The organism is Sinobacterium caligoides, from assembly GCF_003752585.1.
GTDB lineage: Bacteria > Pseudomonadota > Gammaproteobacteria > Pseudomonadales > Sinobacteriaceae > Sinobacterium > Sinobacterium caligoides.
Window position 1 is genome coordinate 933,135 of sequence record NZ_RKHR01000003.1, and the last position, 18,893, is coordinate 952,027.

The following is an 18,893-nucleotide window of genomic DNA, read 5'->3' on the forward strand; positions in this document are numbered from 1 at the left end:
CACCAACCTTGACCACAAGACCCATTCAGTTTGCCCTGGCAGGAGCTGCCAGCACACCCGACCACCAGCCGAGCAGAATACATGAAACACTCTCGACAAGACTCTCTACGTGAGCAGGTTCGACAACAGATCGAGCAGGTAAAACTCGAGCCAGAACAGCTGCTGCAGTTACAACAAATGCAACAAAACACCAAACGACCAGCATCGCAATGGCTCTCGATCGCCGCCGTCATCACCGTTCTCATTATTATGCCGGCGCTTTACTTCAACAGCCCTAACGGTCTATCGCTGCAATCAGCGAGCGGTAGCGCTCAGGTAGCAATGATTGATAACATTGCCAATGAGGTCACCAAAAACCATTTAAAGATGAAACCGCTAGAGCTCAAGAGCGAATCCATTAAGCAACTACAAGAGTATTTTAGCGCCCTGTCTTTTAAGCCACTTGCCAGCACGCAGCTCACCGCACTACAGCCAACAAGGTTGACTTTGCTAGGTGCTAGGTATTGCTCCATTCAAGGGGCAACGGCCGCTCAACTTCGCTATAGCAGCCAACCTGATAATTGGACGCTCTACCAGGTTCCCTTTGATCAGTTTAACCAGCTAGGGCTACATGAAGGAGGGGATAGTATTGCCACCTATGCACGAGGCTTAAAAGTCACGCTATGGCAGGAAAGAGGCCTGCTGATGGTATTAGTGGCGCCCTAGTCATACTGAACGTAGAACGCAACCGATACGAGAAGGCTGTGTTGACGAGCAGTTACCCTGCTCGCCGATTAACCGCATTAACTGGATTAACCGTTATCGCTCAACTGCTCACCCCAAGCCTGTAACTGCTCGACACTCGCCCCGACGCCGCCACAGACAATGACGACAATATTTTGCTTGTCTTGTAGGGCGGCACACTCACCATAGACCGCCGCCAAGCTAGCACCACAGGCCGGCTCGACCAGAAGGCGATGATCGGCAAGAAAACGACGGCAGCTATTCACGGCCTCAAGGTCTGTCACTACATGATTGACCACGGGCTGCTCGCTCAACAACTCAAAAGCACGTTCTGCGACAATAGTAGCCCCCAGAGATGTTGCGACGGAGGTGATCGCATCGATCGCCACATGCTTGCCGGCAGTAGCCGAGGCGGCGAGCGAGGCGGCCCCCTCGGTCTCCACGGCGATAACCGGTACCTCTTGCCAGCCGTGGCGCTTTAGCCCCGCTATGACACCGCTCAGCAGCCCTCCACCACCGACAGACAACACGATAGCGTCGGGAGTCACGCCCTGCGCTGCGATTTCATCGACTATAGAGGCGTGACCATGCCACAGATACGGGTCATCAAAAGGGTGAATATAGGCCGCCTCGGCATTGGTCAACGTCATCGCATGGTCGTGTGCCTGCTGCCAAATATCACCATGCACAATCACCTGTGCGCCTTCCTGTTCAATAAGCTCGATGGCCCGTGGTTTTGTCGTCTTCGGTACGACGACCGTCACAGGCACCCCCAGGCATCGGCCGCTGTAAGCCACGGCCAACCCCGCATTACCACCCGAGGACGACACTAGGGCCTTGGCCCCCTCTTTGATGTATTGCTCACACGCATACCCCACTCCCCTCGCCTTAAAAGAGCCACAGGGCTGCAGTGCTTCCATTTTCAACCACACCTTCGCCGACAAGCCACGGCCGACAGAAAGTGATTCGATAAGCGGGGTATTAATATGCAAAGTCATTATCAAAGATCCTATTTTATAATTAACAATTAAGCCCTTGGGCCGAACGATAATAAATAGTGCGGGCGTTTAAACGCCCTTTGCCCTACGTCGATGTTGGCGCAGACTGTCGAGACTAAAAATAGCCAGGCCGAGCCAAATAAAGCCAAAGGTCCATAATTTAGTCACACTGAGTGGTTCAGCAAAAACAAAAATCGCGATAAAAAACACCATCGTCGGCGTCATGTATTGCAGAAAGCTGAGTGTTATAAAACTGAGCTGCTTGGCAGCTGCGCCAAATAAAAATAGTGGCAGCGCAGTGACAATACCGGAGAGTGGCAGTAACCAGGTGTAATGCAGTTCACGACTAAAGGCCAGCTGTCCCTGGCTTTGCAGATAGCAAAGATAGGCAATAGCCAGCGGTAGCATCACCAAGGTCTCTGCCGTTAGCGCTGCCAGCGCAGGCAGCTTTACCTTCTTTTTAATGAGCCCATAAATGCCCCAGCTAAAAGCCAGTGCGATAGAGATTAAAGGTAGCGAGCCCAATTGCCAGAGCTGTAAAACAATCCCCGTTGCGGCAAGCGCAATAGCAATCCACTGCGCTCGGCTAAGGCGTTCACCCAAAAACAACATGGCTAAAACGATATTGACCAGAGGATTAATAAAATACCCCAAGCTCGCCTCCAGCGCCTGATTGGTACTGATCGAGTAAATATAGGTTCCCCAGTTGATCGACAGCATCACCGCTGCCAGCGACAACCAGAGCAACAAGCCCTTGTTTTTGCATAACTGTTTGAGTTGCGACAACTGACCCAGTACCGCCATCACAGCAAGCAGTAACACCGAGGCCCACAACACCCTATGGGCAAGCACTTCGAGGGGGGCCACATCGGCTAACAGCACGAAGTACAATGGGAAGATTCCCCAGAGCAAATAAGCACCGAGGGCACGCAAGAGTGCGGTAGACATAGAGAGTATCCAAACGGCGGATTATACGGCTTGCGCCTGTTCGATAGATAGCCCCTAGATATGAATTATTCGTTAGCTTGGTCCTATCGTGAACACGACTATATTTCATCAGCACAATAGCTATCATTTGCCAAGTCGCTATAATCTCTGCACAACAACTCAGCAACTAATCCCACCTGCGATCAAGATTGTTATGGCCAAGCTACTGTTCAACCTACGCGATGCATGCGACGATGAAGTCGAAGAGGTCTTCGAGCTACTCGAGGAAAACCAAGTCGACTTCTACCAAACTCAAGGCGGTAGCTTCGGGCTCTCAATAGCGGGCATCTGGGTAAACGATGACGAAGAATTCCAGCGTGCTCGACAGTTACTGGATGAATACCAGCAGCAGCGCCAGCAGCAGGTACGAGCACATTACCGAGAACTGCGAGAGTCAGGACAGCAAGACCGACTGTGGGCACGCCTAAAACGCATCCCCAATCGCATGATCACCTTTCCCATTGCGATCGTCATTATCTTGCTGCTATCGATAATTCCCTTCCTCTACATGTATTGATCGCCCTCTATACGCCAGGTTTGCTCTATCAACCGAGGCTCTGTAATAACAGGGCATAACACAAGCCAAAACCGGCAACATAACTGCCCATACCGCCAATAAAACGCACAATATTGGGCTTAGCCATGGTCTTGAAGGCAATCATGCCAATCACAATCGAAAAGCGACAAAACGTCGCCGCAATAGTAAACCAGAGCACCCAGTCCGGCTGCTGTTGTAAGCTAAGCAGGTAAATCAACACGGCAAAAACTGGTACAAACTCACAACTGTTTGCATGCGCTCTAACCAACTTATAAAGGGTATTGCTGGGGTCCGAGTCGTAGCCGGCAAAAACATTATAAGCACCGCGGTACCAGGACACAGCAAACCCTGTCGACAGGCACAACACAATCATTAGTACGATACAAAGTAGTGGGATAGACATAATCAATTCCTTTTTTATTATCATCAGGAGCAGCCTATAACGGTCAACACCCATGTCGAGCGCTAACGGGCGCCCCCACTATAATAGTATGTTAGATCCAAGAGGCGCAACAGCTACCTTTTCGATTACCTTTACAGTCCGCTTTATAATCTTGCTGACAACTGTTGTTACGACCATCTTTACTGCGTCCGTTAGATGAGACTCACAATAGTTAGGGTGATCAGTCCGCCAGCGCAGCACCCCTAATGCTTTGCAGGCGTCTGTACAGCCAGTCAGCGGCTGGCTCTACTGGCTTGCCTGGGCACGCGACAGTATAAGCCTTACCGCTCCAGGAACTCTTGCTGGCTAAGCGATCGATAAAGGTCTCGGCTGAGCTGACGTATTTACCGCCACGTCGATACTTTAACCGTAGGTGCTCTGCCGCATCCTCGGCACTATGACGGCTGCCATTACGCTCGAACTCACAACCAGAGCCAGCTAACGAGGTAATTAACGCCTCAATTTCCACCTTCTCAGTCTCGACTTCATCGGCCTGCGCCGTGACAAGAAAGACAGTACTGAGCAACACCGCAATGATTATCGACTTCATTTCACTGACTCCTTTACCTTAAAGACCGCCATAATTGGGTTGTGATCCGAGTCTTCACTCAGGACTGTGCCGCTGACCAGCAAATCAAGACCACGCGTGTAAAGGTGGTCCAGATGACGTCCAAACACTTGTTTGCGTTGGTCATTCTCGTACTTCAACGGCACCAGGGATAATTGTTTCGCGAACTCATCAACCAGCGCCTGGCGCTCCTCACTCCAGGTATTAAAGTCACCGGCAAAGATGATCGGCCCGTGGTGTTGCGACACCCAGTCCACCGCTTGCTGCATCTGCTCTCTCAGCGCTTCTGTGCCAATACTGAAGTTGACGCCATGGATATTAATCACCAACAACTGCTGCTGCTTTCCTGCAATGGGGTACAGACTAAGTGCCGTCGCCTTCGGCGTGCGTAAGATAGGCTCCATACTCGATAAATTACAGCTACCCCGAGGCTTTACTCGTGAGGCAGTCAACACACCCGTGCTCTGTGTCGCGGTCTGATAGCCCGGTGCGAAATAGACATTATGACTGGCTTCGAGCTCGCTAATCATCCGCGGGTCCAGCGTTGCCTCCTGCAATAACACCAGGTCTTTATCATCGGCCAAGCCCTGCAGAGTCGGGAACAGATTAGGGTTTTCCCCCTTCTGTACATTCCAGATCAACACGCGAAACGTCTGTGGCATGCCCGGGGAAACAGGCTGTGAACTCCCCTGTGTTAACGCCTGACCACAGGCCTTATAGAGCCGCTCACGCTGCTCTAGGTTGTCACTACATGCCTGCAACAAGAGCAACACCAACGTCAGCCCTAACACTACTATCGCTCGCATGAACTCTCCAATAGCATCGACTAAAAAACAAAAAATACAGCGGTGTATTTTATACCTCTAACACCGCTAACCACTAGGCCATCACGATCAAATATTGCCCTAATCAAATATTGCCCTAATCAATATCTTGCCCTAATGACCTAAAGTATCGAGGAGGGGCTGGGAGGCGCTTGCCTAACCTCTAGCGCAATAGCCACCACTAATTCCTGCGTTTGCTGCTGGGGACAGTGGGCAATGTAGTCAACACGAATCAGTTGACCTGGTTCCGCCCGTTCAGCATCACCCAGAGCCATCGCTTGATATTCCTGCTGTGCCGACCAGTAAGTTATCTGCATCCCTGTGTGTTGATCTAACCATGCCTCCAGCACCACACCATAGCGGCGCTGCTTACTATCGAGGACCTCCCCAGGACTCAGCTCATCACCGCGATATTCTGCACCATGCTGACGTGCACTATCGAAAACAACCTCAAAGTCGATAATCGCCAACGCTGCAGGATCCGCTAATAGTTGTTCACAACGTTGCTGCCATTGCTGTCGCCGCTCCGCTTCTCGACGCGTAAACACCGGCGCCATAAAAAATAACGCAAGCAACATAAACGACAAACTGACAATAAACACCACTGCCGCCTGCGTGCCAAAAAAGTAGCCCAGTAGCAGGCTGGGCAGCGCTAATAACGCGACAACGGTGGCACAAAATAACAGATCCAAACGCAAAATGAACAACCCCACACTATTGAAGGCAAACCGCCGAGCAGGTCATACTGCTACGACGGCTTATCATAAACTTAGCGGAAAAGGATATCGAGGGATATTAGGGCTCTTCGATCAAGCCATTACGGACTAGCGCGGCATGAATCTTACGACTGGTCTTAGTGAGCTGGCGAAGATCATTAAAGCCGGGGCTTTCGCCATCGTCTAGCCGCGCCTCCCACTCTGACAGTTCCGTATCGAGATACTCTAATAACTTCTTTGCACAGCCTCGACAAGTCCCAGAACAGAGCTCTTGAATCGGGATAGAGAATGGCATCACGCTGCGCACTGTGGTGATCAGCTGGCGCATCGCAGTATTGGTAGCGGGTTTCACGACTCTGTGCCTCCTCATCGTTTAGTGGCAACAAAATAGTGTAACCCGACACAGCTGCAACGACAGTCGGAGATGTGCCTATATTCACGAATAAGCTATGTATACATTAGCTTACGCTATCACCCATACCAGTCTCGTGTGCGACGCGCGCAGTAGCGAATAGAAACTAATACTTCACCGAATAGCTTTCTTGAGTCAGCAGATCAACGCCGCAATCAAGGTCACTAATCCAATCGAGAAACTCATTAATCATTGCTTTGCCGACGAACGGACTGCCATGTTGCGGTACAATCATCTCTACATCCATGTCACGCACCATATTAGCCCAGAGCCGAGTCGCTCGCTTCGAACACATATAGCGCTGATGAAAGCCTTTCATGGTCGTAATATGACGCTGAAAATCGGCAACCGGCTGGCGAGCCTGTTGATCACTCACCATCGAAGCGCCCATATCGCCGGAAAAAAGAATCTTACTCACCGGGTCGTAGAGCTGAAAGTTACCCACAGAGTGCAAAAAATGCGCGGGAATACAATAAAGAGAGCTATTGCCGAAACGTAGTTTACTACTGCCGTCCGGCAAACCAATCAGCCTGCTGGTCAGGTCACGTTTAAGCTTGCTGGTCACGAAACTCGAGGCGAGATGCGGTAGGAAGCGACTCCACAGGTTGCTACAGACAATCTTAGCATTAGTATGCATTAACCAACGGGGTAAGGACGCGATAATATCCGGGTCTTGGTGTGAGGCGAAAACATAATCGAGCTCTTCGATCTTCACCTTACCGCTTAGCGCAATGGTTAGAGGGGTATAAGTTAAGTCGCCACCGGGATCAATCAAAGCAGCATGATGCCCGTTGATAATCAAAAATTGATTCGCTTGAACCCCCTCCCCCTCGACAAGGTTACTAAATACATGACACTGGTGTCCGTCCCGATCATAAAGCAGCGTTGATTTTTCATTGTTCATTACTAACTTACTTCTTATTGAGTCATCTTGGGGCGAAACCATACCGCAAAGCAGTAGAAGCGAATTGACTCAAATCAAGCCCTTACTATTAGCAGGGTTATAGACATAAAAAATCACCAATGTAAAAATTACCCCCTCTTTTAAAGCGAGGTTTTTTACATTTTTTTGTCGGGAAAAACGTATGACGCTAGAGCAATTGCCCATCACGAGGGGGAATGACGCTATACTCCCCTCTGTGTCATAACACCCAGGGATCACAGTGAATAGAATCGCCATCTTCGCCGATGTTCAAAATATTTATTACACCACACGCCAAGTCCACGGCAAGCAATTCAACTACCGCCAGTTGTGGCATCGAATTTCCCAACAAGGCATTATCGTCAACGCCACTGCCTATGCCATTCACCGGGGTGACGATCGGCAATTAAAGTTTCAAACGGCACTCAAGAAGATTGGCTTCAACGTCAGACTAAAGCCCTATATTCAGCGTGCCGATGGTTCGGCGAAAGGGGATTGGGATGTGGGTATCGCCATTGATGTCATGGAGCAGGCTGCCAATGTCGATACCGTCATCCTGCTTTCCGGCGATGGTGATTTTGACTTATTGCTCGAGAAAATCAAAGTTAAATACGGCGTTAACACGGTTGTCTACGGCGTAGGTCCTCTCACTGCTAACTCCCTCATCGACGCCTGCGATCGATTTATTGCCATCGAACAGGAGCTGTTGATGTAAGGCGCCAGCAGCAGCGCCTCCGCGTCCCTTGGTTCAGTAAACTAACATCCAATCTCAGCAGGCAAGTCGTCGACCGACACATGCCTAACATCTTTACCTAGTGCGTAATAAACAACTTGCTCGGCAATGTTTACTGCATGATCGCCCGCGCGTTCAATACTGCGCAGCGCCCAGACAATATCCATGGCACTATCAATACGCTCTGCCTCTGCCCGCATGATCTCGATGACATCCCGCAAGCCCTCACCATAAGCTTTGTCGATCTGTTTATCTGAGCGGATAACCTCTACCGCTAACCCGACGTCGACATGACTGAACGCCTGCATCGCCTGCTCAATCATCATCTGCACGTCATTGGCCAACTTCATTAGCCTGCCGTCGTTGAAAACCTCATTTCGAGCCGTTAATTTCTCGACTATTTTGGCAATTTTGTTCGCTTCATCGCCAGCGCGCTCTAGGTCTCCGGCAATACGAGATGTTGCTAATATGCGTCGCAAGTCTCGCGCCGCCGGTTGGCGCGCCACCAAAATATGCGCGCAACCTTCATCGATTTTTAACTCGAGGCTATCAATATTACGCTCATTCTCACGCACCTCTCTCGCCATAGCTTGATCATTCTGCGCCAGCGCCGCCACAGCGGTGACTAGCTGCCGACCAACGAGCTGTGCCATCTCAAAAAGATCGCCCTTTAACACCGTCAGCTCGGTGTCATACTGCGTGTAAATATGCTTGTTAAGTGTCATCTTAAATCCCTATTCTGTTCTCTTAGCGCTACAACATAAAGCGGTTAAATTGCGATGTGTTGACGCTTACAAACCCTCATCAACCAAAACGACCGGTGATGTAAGCTTCTGTCAATTCGTGTTGTGGGTTAGTAAATACGGTGTCCGTATCATTCACTTCAATCAACTTACCGAGGTGAAAATACGCCGTTCTATTAGAAACCCGTGCTGCCTGTTGCATCGAGTGTGTAACGATAGCGATACAATAGCTGTCACTTAACTCATGCATCAATTCTTCGATCGTCGCCGTCGCAATAGGATCTAGAGCCGAGCACGGCTCATCCATCAATATCACCTCAGGATTGACCGCGATCGCACGCGCGATACAGAGACGTTGCTGCTGCCCCCCCGACAAACCATTACCCGGTGCATGCAGACGATCTTTAACTTCTGTCCACAGACCTGCTTTGATCAGGCTGGTCTCGACAATATGCTCAAGCTCATCTTTACTGCCCGCAATACCGTGGATACGAGGACCATAAGCGACGTTATCGAAAATCGATTTCGGAAAGGGGTTAGGCTTCTGGAAGACCATACCAACCTTGGCACGCAGAGCCACCACATCCTGCTGTTTGCGATAAATATCCTCGCCGTCGAGCAAAATCTTTCCCGCGACCGAGCAGCCTGGCACGGTATCGTTCATACGATTCAAACTACGCAGAAAGGTCGATTTACCACAGCCGGACGGCCCGATCATCGCGATCACTTGGTTCTTACCGATGTCCAGGTTGACGTCGGAGATGGCAACCTTATCGCCATAGCTCACAGAAACGTCACGAATCGCTATCTTCGCATCATCAATAAAAGGCGAGCCTACGGTTTTGCTATCAAACTGGCTAATATCGAGGTGACTTTTTGTTTCTACCACAGCCTCTGGCTGTACGATATTGTGATTTTCACGCTTTACTACTGTACTTGTCATCATTTACTACTCTGCAATTTTTCGAGTCAGCGTACTGTGCACGCTACGTATGATCACCATAAATGGCGTTATCATCGGCGCTACCAGCGCCGCTCTAATTTCTTTCGTGCCCAAACACCGAAGGCGTTCATCAGGACTAAGAAGAACAACAGCACAATAATTGCCCCAGAAGTTCTCTCGGTAAAAGCACGCTCAGGGCTATCGGCCCAGAGAAAAATTTGTACCGGCAACACCGCTGCCGGATCTGTCAGTGTCGAGGGAATATCAACGATGAAGGCTACCATACCAATCATCAGTAGCGGCGCCGTCTCACCTAACGCTTGCGCCATGCCAAGAACTAAGCCAGTCAGCATGCCCGGCATTGCCAGAGGCAAAACATGGTGTAACACTACCTGCATCTTAGATGCCCCCATGCCCAGAGCCGCCTCACGAATCGACGGCGGCACTGCCTTAATCGCTGCTCGACTGGCAATAATGATCGTCGGCAGGGTCATCAGCGTTAACACCAAACCACCCACCAATGGTATCGAACGTGGCATGCCTAGGAAGGCAATAAATACCGCCGCCCCCAACAAACCGAAAACGATAGAGGGAACCGCTGCCAGGTTATTAATGTTGATTTCGAGGAGCGCCGTCCAACGATTCTTCGGGGCGAACTCTTCGAGATAAAGTGCCGCCGCGATGCCGATGGGGAAGGACAACAACAACGTCACCATCAAGGTTAATGCCGAGCCCATTAACGCACCGCGAATACCGGCGAGTTCAGGTTCACGTGAATCACCGTTAGTAAAGAAGCGTGTATTAAAACGCGTGGTCATGTCTCCGTTGTCAATCAACTGATTAAGCCACTGCTCACGCTTACCTTTAACACGCCCATACTGCTCGCCAGTGCCGTAATAATACTTGACGTATGTGTCGGTCTCGTCATCAGCCAGTAACCACAGTTTAACCGTCTTGCCTAACTGCTCAGGATGTTCCTTAAGGTAATCCCGCAACTCATACTCGGCACCGATACTCCACAAACCAGCAGCGGCACGCTTATCTTTACGCTTAGTGACGTCAAGGCGCTGATAGATCGCCGACTTCAACACCGCGGCATAATCAGCGCCGTGAATTGCCTCAGCATCAAGCTGTTGGCCAGCAGTGGGTTGCTGTACACCAAGCTCTTCGCTATCAAACGTCACCTCTAACTGTAAGTAGGTGGCGCGAAGGGCACCCGTGCCTTTACCCGTGATATCCGCCAGCAACACCAACAGACAAACACTGGCGAAAATCACCGAAAGTAGGCCGGCGGCAAAGAAAAACTTTTCTTTGCGATATCGTCGCTGCAAGTTAGCAGCGATTAATTCACTCTGATTAGTCATATTGTTCCCTATACTTATTAACAACCTGAAGGGCGATGACGTTGAGCATCAGCGTGATGACGAACAACACTAAGCCCAGAGCGAAAGCGGCCAATGTTTTCGCGCTATCAAACTCCTGATCACCGGTAAGTAGCGTCACTATCTGCACCGTGACCGTCGTCACCGACTCCAGTGGGTTAGCAGTCAAATTAGCTGCCATACCCGCCGCCATTACCACGATCATCGTTTCACCGATCGCCCGCGAGACCGCCAGTAACATGCCAGAGACAATGCCTGGTAAAGCCGCTGGCAAGACAACTTGACGAATCATCTCGCCACGCGTCGAGCCCAAGCCAAGCGCACCATCGCGCAAGGTCTGAGGAACGGCACGAATAACATCATCAGACAGCGACGAGACGAAGGGGATTATCATCACCCCCATGACCAAACCAGCGGCCAACGCACTCTCTGACGATACCGACCAGCCCATCGACTCACCGAACCGACGCACCCAAGGAGCCACAGCAAGCGCAGCAAAGAAGCCGTAGACAACGGTGGGAATACCGGCCAACAGCTCTAATACTGGCTTAAAAAATGCCCGTGCTTTCTCACTGGCATATTCCGATAAGTAAATGGCCGACATCAAGCCAATAGGGGCCGCGATCGACATAGCAATAGCGGTGATTAATAATGTACCCGCCAACAGCGGCAGTATTCCGAATAAACCAGTAGCACCGGCTTGATCGGCTCGCATAGCGATCTGTGGACTCCACTGGGTACCGAATAAAAAGTCTGTTAATGAGACTTTCTTAAAAAACAAAAGAGATTCAAACAGTACAGACAACACAATCGCTAACGTCGTTAGGACTGCAACAGCCGCACAACAAAACAGCACTCCGCGCAGACAACGTTCTACGACAACTCTTGCATTAAATGTTTGTTGAACCCTGCTACCCGCATAGCTGCCACCGATTGAGGCACCAACTAGAGAAGCTAAAATAGTGATTGGCATTGCTATTTCAAGCAATAAAAAATGATTGATTAAAAGGACAATTAGCACTGAAACCATGGCGCCAAAGAGCACACAGACGGCACTAAAACTAGCATGATAGACCGGCTTCGCCGCCATACGCTGATCGCTAGCTGCCACAGTATTGAATTGTAGGGATACCGCTTTTTGATACGATTTCATGACGAAGAACACCGCCAAGATCGCTATTAGTATGAGAAAAATTACACTAATCATAATATAAAACCTAGCAAGACTGCGACCGTACTCTCCTACGAACCGCAGTCCAAGTTCATTACTTCTACCCTATAAAGTCGCTTATAGAGTAACGCCCTTAGCTACATTATTTTTTACCTTGGCATAATACTCTTTGCTCAGCGGGATCATTCCCTTGTCGGCAAGGTAACCTTCTTGTCCCATCGCGCGCTTACTGGTGAATTCCGCCAAGTACTCTTCAATACCAGGAACTTGATCAATATGCTGCTTCTTCACATAAAAGTAGAGTGAACGAGAAACCGGGTAAGAACCATCAGAGATGTCCTCAAACTCAGGTGCCATACCGTTAATCTTAGAACCCTGAACAACATCTTCATTCTGCTCAAGATAAGAGAAACCGAAAATACCTAGCATAGTAGGGTTGTTCTGCAGTTTCTTAACAATCAAGTTATCGTTCTCACCCGCTTCAATATAAGCACCATCTTCACGTACACCGTGACAGACCGCCTTGTACTTGTTCTTATCGGTCTTCTTCATAGACTTGATCCAATCAAAAGACTTACAACCACCTTCCATCGCTAACTCAGCAAATGCGTCACGCGTACCTGAGGTAGGTGGCGGACCCATCACCTCGATCTTGTTGTTAGGTAGCTTAGGGTTAACCTGTTGCCAAGTTTTATAGGGGTTTTCAACCAGAGTATGAGAACCGTCTGGGTTTGGCACGTTACGCGCCAGTGCAAGGTAGATATCGCGAAGGCTAAGATCATACTGCTTTGCACTTTTAGCATTAGCCAAGACGATGCCGTCAAAACCAATCACTACTTCCATAATATCCTTCACGCCATTCTTGGCACACAGCTCAACTTCTGATGACTTAATCTTACGAGAAGCATTAGTAATATCAGGAGTGTTACCGCCTGCGCCCGCACAGAACAGCTTGAAGCCACCGCCTGAGCCTGTGGACTCAACCTTAGGTGTCTTGAACTTAGTCTCTTTACCGAAGCGCTCGGCAACAACCGTTGAGAATGGGTAAACAGTGGATGATCCAACGATGCTGATATAGTCACGATCAGCAGCCTGTACCGTTGTTGATAGTGCCATGCCTGCAATAGCTAGGGCAGTCAGTTTTTTTAACATATTGTCCTCCAAGGATCTTAATAATCAGTCACGATAATCTAACGAGATAAAAATCATTCAAACTCTAAGTGGTCGCTATACTAATCGAGATAATTGACAGTTCTGTGAAGGGAATATGAAGGTTATATTACACTGATTTTTCCCCTTTTGAGACAGCAAGTTACCATCCGGGGACTCGAAACAAAGGCATAAAAAAGCCGCACAGCCCCCCGGAGAGAGGGGCGCTATGCAGCTAAAAACAAGTAGTTATAAAAGGGGGCGCTAAACAAGCTAGTTCGAAGACGGTACTGACGACACCCAGACCTCGACACGCCCATTCTTCATCTTAGCGACCACATCACCATTATTAGCGATCGGCATAAACGCCCCTAAGCTCATCACCGGCTCAATGTTTTCGACTTTGCCGATCAACTTATTCTTCACCATCAACGCACGATGCTTAGCCAGCACCTTCTCCAAGCTTGATTTCGACCGAACATCGCTAAACCCGACTAACGAAACTCGCTGTTTGCCATCACTGCTGGCAAAATAACCCTCTAGACGCAGCAGGTCTCTCTGCCCCTTATTATCTAAGACGGCACTCGCGGGCGAGAAATAAAAATTGACACTTAAGCGCTTCGACTGCTGAGTAAGCTGTAAATATTCCGCTGGAGCACTGCTATCCGCTTGCTGCTCGACGGCGATAATATTCTGCGAAATAAAACCAATATTCTCTACAATCGACTGCCCCTTTTCACTCAACACAAAACTCAAAAAATCGTCAACATGCGGGTTATCGATATTAGACTTGCTATATAGGTACAGTCGACGGGCTAAGGGGTAATCCTCCGTCGCGACGTTGATCCGCTCCGGTTTCATTGCTCGAGTCTGACGATCAGATACAGCCAATAACTTACTACCGGCGACCGCTGCCAAAGGCACAAAACCAATACCCCCACGGTCCGCCTCAACTTGTGCAGATAGCTCTGCGTTTGACTCGTAACGCGATGCACCGCTCGCTAAGGCCGTCTTTTTACCCAACACCAAGCTTCTAAAAGTATCCCAGGTACCTGAGTTATCGTCACGGGCATAGAGCGTAATAGCACGGTCGTCACCCCCAAGCTGCCGCCAGTTATCTATTTCACCACTAAAAATACGCTTTAATATCGGCTTACTGAGTTCATTCAACGAATTATCTGGGTGAACAATAATAGCCAAACCATCAATGGCAATCACATGCTCATTATCAAAGCTGTTCATATCACCGAAACGCTCGAGCAACTTCACCTCACTCTGCTTGATCGCTCTCGACGACATCGCGATGTCCGCACGCCCAGCATTCAGCCATTTAAAGCCCGTACTCGAGCCATGCGCCGAAATATCTACGGCAATTGATTGACTCCCGTCGTTACCATACTGACTTCCAAGAATACGCACCTCATTCTCAATATGACTGGGAACGACATGCACATTTTGCGCACCAAGATCACGAAGATACTCCATCACCAATGCTGGCGCCAAGCGCCCGCCTACCGTATTGGAGCCCGCCAAACGAAACAACAACTCCGGTTTATCGGCAGCGGAGACTGCGGCCGCATTGAGCCGTACTGCGGTAAAAATGCTGAAACAAAGACAGCTTATTATAATTAAAAAATGGCGCTGAGATCGAAACCGCATAGATAAAACACTCCGATAAAATTCGTTTTTTAACGTTCAGTTGAATTTTACGCAGATTTTAAGTTCGTCAAATGACGGGGTGATGACAGTTATATGGCACTTTAATGACAGCGCCAAAACCTCACGGGATGATAGGGCAGCTACAGATTATTACAACTTTCTTAAAGAGCTATTATGAGAAACTAATTGCGCCCAATCCTTATGGCCTTCGCTATGATAAATTTTAACACGACTCAGGCAGGCATAGGGAACCTCTAACCTGACAATCGCGTCCACAGGCATCGCCAGCAAGCGGGTCAATAATACCCGTATCGCACCACCATGACTCACCAGTAAAATATGCTGACCTCGATGCGCCGACAACAGTAGATCCCAGGCACGATACTGCCTCGTCATAAAGCGTTCCATACTCTCACCATTTGGCGGTGTATTGGACGATGGCTTTTCCCAGAACTTCCTCAGCGCTTCGCCCTGCTCGGCCTGCACATCGGCAATCAAGCGCCCCTCCCAGTCACCGAAATCAATTTCCGCCAAATCTTCATAGCTGGCGACAGGTAAGTGGCTGCGCTCACCAAGCTGTGTCGCGAATCTAGCACAGCGCTGTAAGGGGGATGTCACGATTGCCTGCCAAGGTGGCGCCTCAGACTCGACTGCCGCTGACATCTGCTGCCAGCCCTGATCCGAGAGCGACACATCACTGCTGCCACGAAAAATCTCCCCCCCCTCGCAGGCTCCATGTCGTAATAGATCAATCGTCGTCAACATCGTTGTCACCCTCTGTTAAACCTCGTCCGCACCACTGACGCCAGCATCAGCAAAACTCGCCATGCCTCGATGTAACGCCAGAGCCGACTGCACAACACTATAGGCAACAGCAGCACCACTGCCCTCACCTAAACGCATATCTAATTGTAAGATAGCCTCTGCCTCAAGTGCAGCCAACACCTTTCGATGCCCTGGTTCAGCAGAACTATGGCCAAACAACAGCCACCCTCTAATCGACGGGTTAATCGCCACCGCCATCAAGGCTGCAACCGTGGCAATAAAACCATCCACTAATACTGGCAACCCTCTCTGCGCACAGCGAATATAAGCCCCTACCAAGCCGGCGATCTCAAGCCCCCCAAGACAGGCAAGTAGCGCCATCGGTTGTTCACGACGAACCCCATGCAACGCAATCGCCGCATCAATCACCTGCGCTTTATGCATCACCACATCACTGCTCACCCCTGTACCCGGCCCCACTAACGCCTCGGCCTGCTCTCCAAGCATCACCGCTGCCAGCGCCGATGCCGATGTTGTATTGGCAATGCCCATCTCTCCACCGATAAACAGGTCGGCATCGATCTCATCGATAAAATCAGCAGCCGCCTGCAAACAAGACATCAGCTCCTGATCAGACATCGCAGGTTGCTTGGAGAAGTCATCAGTACCAGGCTTAATATTCAACGAGCGCACCGAAGGGAGTGGCTCGACAGGGAACGCGGTCCCCATGTTTAACACGGTAAACGTCGCTCCCATCTGTTTTGCCATTACGGTAATGGCGGCACCACCGGCGGCAAAGTTGCGAATCATCTCCCCTGTTACTACCTGAGGAAAAGCCGATACGCCCTGCTTAGCAATGCCGTGATCGGCGGCAAATATCGCAATATACGGCAGGTTGAGGCTAGGCTGCTCACAGCCCTGCATCGCCGCCAACGCCACAGCAACGGCTTCCAGCCGACCTAACGACCCAGGAGGCTTGGTCAGTACAGACTGCCGCGTTAACGCCTCTTGCCTAGCCTCTTGGTCGAGCTGTTTTGCTGCTGCCAAATACCATGCACTCATTCTTTCTACCTTCTATATTAACGCGATTATCAGTTAAAAATAACTCTATTGGATAGGACCCCGTTGTGACCGCGCATCTCGCTCAGTCCAACGGTGGCCCCTTGAGTACCTGGGGCAACCCTGCGACGACCATCACCACACGATCACAGCGAGCAGCGAGCTCTTGATGTAACCAGCCTGCCTCATCGCTGAAACGTCGAGACAGCGAGCCCATGGGCACAATGCCGAGACCAACCTCATTACTAACGAAGATGACATCGGCACGCAGCGTCGAGAGCTGTTGCAATAGCTTCGCTTTTTCCGTCTGCCAACTGTCTTTCGTGTCGAGTAAGTTATTGGTCAACCAAAGTGTCAGGCAGTCAACCATAATACAGTAGCGCTCGTCATCGTAAGCCGATAGTGCCGCCGCCAGTGCTATTGGCTCTTCAACCGTTGGCCATTGATCCGGCCGATCCGCTCGATGTCGCGCGATGCGCCGAGTCATCTCGTCGTCACCCGCTGTCGCCGTCGCGACGTAAATCACCTGTTTGCCACTCTCTTGGCAGAGTCGCTCAGCAAGAGAGCTCTTCCCGGAGCGGACCCCCCCTAAAATAAGTTGTAACACAGTATTAGACCTTCCCTTCAGTGTTCAGCATGTCGTTAATTCCACAGCCAGGCGGCACCCCGTGCACCGCTGGCATCGCCGTACTGCGACAATACTAGCCGGGTATTCAATCGGTCGATAAAGACAAACTTCGGCAGACGCTGCTCAAGCTCGACAAGCAGGTTTGGCAGACGAGAAACGCCGCCTGCGAAAACAATAACATGGGGGTCTAATATGTTGATGACCTGAGCCAGACAAGCCGCCAACATATCAAAGTATTGCTCCATTGCCTGGCGACAGTTGGCATCATCAGAAGCAGCGATTTGCTTACCCTCTAAAACCAGCGAGGCATCGCCCGCGATACGTCGATAGCTCTCCGCCAAACCAACACCGCTGAGATGCGTTTCCAAGCAGTCTCGCTTGCCGCAATAGCAATCCCGCCCCATGGCATGGCCTGGCAACACCGGTACAGGGTTGTGCCCCCACTCACCGCAGATAGCGTTAGGACCTGATAAAAGCTGATTATGCACCGCCACGGCACCGCCAACACCGGTCCCCAAAATTACCCCGAAGGCTGACGCGGCACCGTGCGCCGCACCATCAACGACTTCCGATAACAGCATACAGTCGGCATCATTAGCCATCTTGATCGGTTGCTTTAATCGTCGTTCGAGATCCAACTGAAGCGCTCTACCATTGAGGCAAGTCGAGTTACAATTCTGCATTAAACCAGTAGCATCATTGTGTGAACCCGGTGTCGCCAAACCAATGGTAAACGCGACATCGGACCACTGTCTCGCCGCACTCACCAAGCCACAGAGAGTGTCGAGAGTATCCTGGTAGCGCCGCTCTGTACCTGCGATGTCTAAAGGTGTCGGCTCGCGATGACGCCACAGACACTCGCCCTCTAGACTGAACAGCTGCGCCTCGATCTTGGTTCCTCCAAGATCAATGCCTAAACGGCGCAAACCAACCACACTCATATCGAGCCGTGCTCACGCAGATGGGCGCGAATCAACCGTGTCGCCAGCAGGCGGCGAAACATTGACCAGTCGAACGCCTCACCGGGGTCAGTCTTACGGCCAGGGGCAATATCGTTATGGCCGGCAATACGATCCGGCGTGATGGCGGGATAAGTTAACACCAGCTGTGCGGCAATATCGGCCAATACATTGTACTGTTCCAGCTCATACGGCTGATCATCACAGCCTTCAAGCTCAATGCCAATACTGTAGTCATTACAGGCCTCAACACCACGAAAGGCTGAGTCACCGGCATGCCAGGCACGCTGATTAAAGTTGACGAATTGAGTGACCGTTCCATCTCGTTCGATCAACAGGTGAGCGGCGACCTCAAGCCCTTGCAACTCCTCGAAGCTTTCGTCTGCTGTACAGTCTAATTTGTTTTGAAATAAACGGTGTATATGACCCGTACCAAAGCAACCGGCGGGCAGGCTAATATTGTGAATAACCAACAGCGACACCTCAGTGCCTTCAGGGCGTTCATTATGATTATCACTTGGACAGGGCGTCGCAGAAGTCAGTACGCCATCAATAATTGTCATGTTCTAAAT

The 18,893-nt window shown here is 50.4% G+C and carries 22 protein-coding genes; 3 read left to right on the forward strand and 19 right to left on the reverse strand.

From position 1 onward, the window contains the following. Positions 1–81: 81 nt before the first annotated feature. Positions 82–705 carry a hypothetical protein gene (locus EDC56_RS04215; protein ID WP_123711243.1) on the forward strand — a complete coding sequence of 208 codons (624 nt, stop codon included), beginning with the start codon at positions 82–84 and terminating at the stop codon, positions 703–705. An 86-nt stretch (positions 706–791) separates the two neighbouring features. Here the strand turns inward: EDC56_RS04215 and EDC56_RS04220 are convergent, their stop codons facing one another. Together EDC56_RS04220 and rarD are read right to left on the reverse strand one after the other, a co-directional pair. After that, on the reverse strand, positions 792–1,721 hold the full coding sequence (locus tag EDC56_RS04220) for a pyridoxal-phosphate dependent enzyme (RefSeq protein ID WP_123711244.1): 930 nt from the start codon (positions 1,719–1,721) through the stop codon (positions 792–794). Positions 1,722–1,790: 69 nt separating this feature from the next. Further along, complete coding sequence (gene rarD, locus EDC56_RS04225; RefSeq protein ID WP_123711245.1) at positions 1,791–2,669, reverse strand: EamA family transporter RarD; 879 nt, start codon at positions 2,667–2,669, stop codon at positions 1,791–1,793. 88 nt (positions 2,670–2,757) lie between these two features. Between rarD and EDC56_RS04230 the strand changes: the two genes are divergently transcribed. Further along, entirely contained in the window at positions 2,758–3,225 is a 468-nt protein-coding gene (locus EDC56_RS04230) for a DUF6164 family protein (RefSeq protein ID WP_148059303.1), read from the forward strand. A gap of 28 nt (positions 3,226–3,253) precedes the next feature. Here the strand turns inward: EDC56_RS04230 and EDC56_RS04235 are convergent, their stop codons facing one another. The 6 genes from EDC56_RS04235 to EDC56_RS04260 all read right to left on the reverse strand — a co-directional run bounded on the left by EDC56_RS04235 (position 3,254) and on the right by EDC56_RS04260 (position 7,112). Further along, the gene (locus EDC56_RS04235) at positions 3,254–3,649 is read right to left on the reverse strand and encodes an MAPEG family protein (RefSeq protein WP_162844073.1); all 396 of its coding nucleotides are present in this window, start codon (positions 3,647–3,649) and stop codon (positions 3,254–3,256) included. Positions 3,650–3,869: 220 nt separating this feature from the next. Next, the gene (locus EDC56_RS04240) at positions 3,870–4,238 is read right to left on the reverse strand and encodes a YfeK family protein (RefSeq protein WP_162844074.1); all 369 of its coding nucleotides are present in this window, start codon (positions 4,236–4,238) and stop codon (positions 3,870–3,872) included. Then, positions 4,235–5,062 carry an endonuclease/exonuclease/phosphatase family protein gene (locus EDC56_RS04245; RefSeq protein WP_123711248.1) on the reverse strand — a complete coding sequence of 276 codons (828 nt, stop codon included), beginning with the start codon at positions 5,060–5,062 and terminating at the stop codon, positions 4,235–4,237. Before EDC56_RS04245 ends, EDC56_RS04240 begins: the two co-directional genes overlap by 4 nt. Before the next feature lie 140 nt (positions 5,063–5,202). Next, a complete protein-coding gene (locus EDC56_RS04250) occupies positions 5,203–5,778 on the reverse strand; it encodes a hypothetical protein (RefSeq protein ID WP_148059304.1) in 576 nt (191 codons plus the stop codon). 97 nt (positions 5,779–5,875) lie between these two features. After that, positions 5,876–6,148: a hypothetical protein gene (locus EDC56_RS04255; RefSeq protein WP_123711250.1), complete on the reverse strand. Its 273-nt coding sequence runs from the start codon at positions 6,146–6,148 to the stop codon at positions 5,876–5,878. A gap of 166 nt (positions 6,149–6,314) precedes the next feature. Then, a complete protein-coding gene (locus tag EDC56_RS04260; RefSeq protein WP_123711251.1) occupies positions 6,315–7,112 on the reverse strand; it encodes an oxygen-binding di-iron domain-containing protein in 798 nt (265 codons plus the stop codon). Positions 7,113–7,371: 259 nt separating this feature from the next. Between EDC56_RS04260 and EDC56_RS04270 the strand changes: the two genes are divergently transcribed. Further along, entirely contained in the window at positions 7,372–7,845 is a 474-nt protein-coding gene (locus EDC56_RS04270) for an NYN domain-containing protein (protein ID WP_211333551.1), read from the forward strand. A gap of 41 nt (positions 7,846–7,886) precedes the next feature. On the opposite strand, the gene phoU is transcribed toward EDC56_RS04270, so the two are convergent. The 11 genes from phoU to ampD form a co-directional block, all read right to left on the reverse strand. Further along, positions 7,887–8,588, reverse strand: a complete 702-nt coding sequence (gene phoU, locus EDC56_RS04275; protein WP_123711254.1) for a phosphate signaling complex protein PhoU — start codon at positions 8,586–8,588, stop codon at positions 7,887–7,889. Positions 8,589–8,667: 79 nt separating this feature from the next. Continuing rightward, entirely contained in the window at positions 8,668–9,552 is an 885-nt protein-coding gene (gene pstB / locus EDC56_RS04280; protein WP_123711255.1) for a phosphate ABC transporter ATP-binding protein PstB, read from the reverse strand. 77 nt (positions 9,553–9,629) lie between these two features. Continuing rightward, complete coding sequence (gene pstA / locus EDC56_RS04285; protein WP_123711256.1) at positions 9,630–10,913, reverse strand: phosphate ABC transporter permease PstA; 1,284 nt, start codon at positions 10,911–10,913, stop codon at positions 9,630–9,632. Further along, complete coding sequence (gene pstC / locus EDC56_RS04290) at positions 10,906–12,138, reverse strand: phosphate ABC transporter permease subunit PstC (protein WP_123711257.1); 1,233 nt, start codon at positions 12,136–12,138, stop codon at positions 10,906–10,908. Before pstC ends, pstA begins: the two co-directional genes overlap by 8 nt. Before the next feature lie 81 nt (positions 12,139–12,219). Then, positions 12,220–13,254 (reverse strand): substrate-binding domain-containing protein, encoded by a 1,035-nt coding sequence (locus EDC56_RS04295; RefSeq protein ID WP_123711258.1) that lies wholly within the window; start codon positions 13,252–13,254, stop codon positions 12,220–12,222. Positions 13,255–13,524: 270 nt separating this feature from the next. After that, positions 13,525–14,910 (reverse strand): substrate-binding domain-containing protein, encoded by a 1,386-nt coding sequence (locus EDC56_RS04300; protein WP_123711259.1) that lies wholly within the window; start codon positions 14,908–14,910, stop codon positions 13,525–13,527. A 150-nt stretch (positions 14,911–15,060) separates the two neighbouring features. Next, a complete protein-coding gene (locus EDC56_RS04305; RefSeq protein WP_123711260.1) occupies positions 15,061–15,675 on the reverse strand; it encodes a histidine phosphatase family protein in 615 nt (204 codons plus the stop codon). 15 nt (positions 15,676–15,690) lie between these two features. Continuing rightward, positions 15,691–16,737, reverse strand: a complete 1,047-nt coding sequence (gene cobT / locus EDC56_RS04310; RefSeq protein WP_123711261.1) for a nicotinate-nucleotide--dimethylbenzimidazole phosphoribosyltransferase — start codon at positions 16,735–16,737, stop codon at positions 15,691–15,693. Between the two features lie 82 nt (positions 16,738–16,819). Then, positions 16,820–17,341, reverse strand: a complete 522-nt coding sequence (gene cobU / locus EDC56_RS04315) for a bifunctional adenosylcobinamide kinase/adenosylcobinamide-phosphate guanylyltransferase (RefSeq protein WP_123711262.1) — start codon at positions 17,339–17,341, stop codon at positions 16,820–16,822. A 35-nt stretch (positions 17,342–17,376) separates the two neighbouring features. Beyond that, positions 17,377–18,303 carry an ROK family protein gene (locus EDC56_RS04320; RefSeq protein ID WP_123711263.1) on the reverse strand — a complete coding sequence of 309 codons (927 nt, stop codon included), beginning with the start codon at positions 18,301–18,303 and terminating at the stop codon, positions 17,377–17,379. Next, positions 18,300–18,884, reverse strand: coding sequence for a 1,6-anhydro-N-acetylmuramyl-L-alanine amidase AmpD (gene ampD / locus EDC56_RS04325; RefSeq protein ID WP_123711264.1), 585 nt, complete (start codon positions 18,882–18,884; stop codon positions 18,300–18,302). Before ampD ends, EDC56_RS04320 begins: the two co-directional genes overlap by 4 nt. Positions 18,885–18,893: the final 9 nt, after the last annotated feature.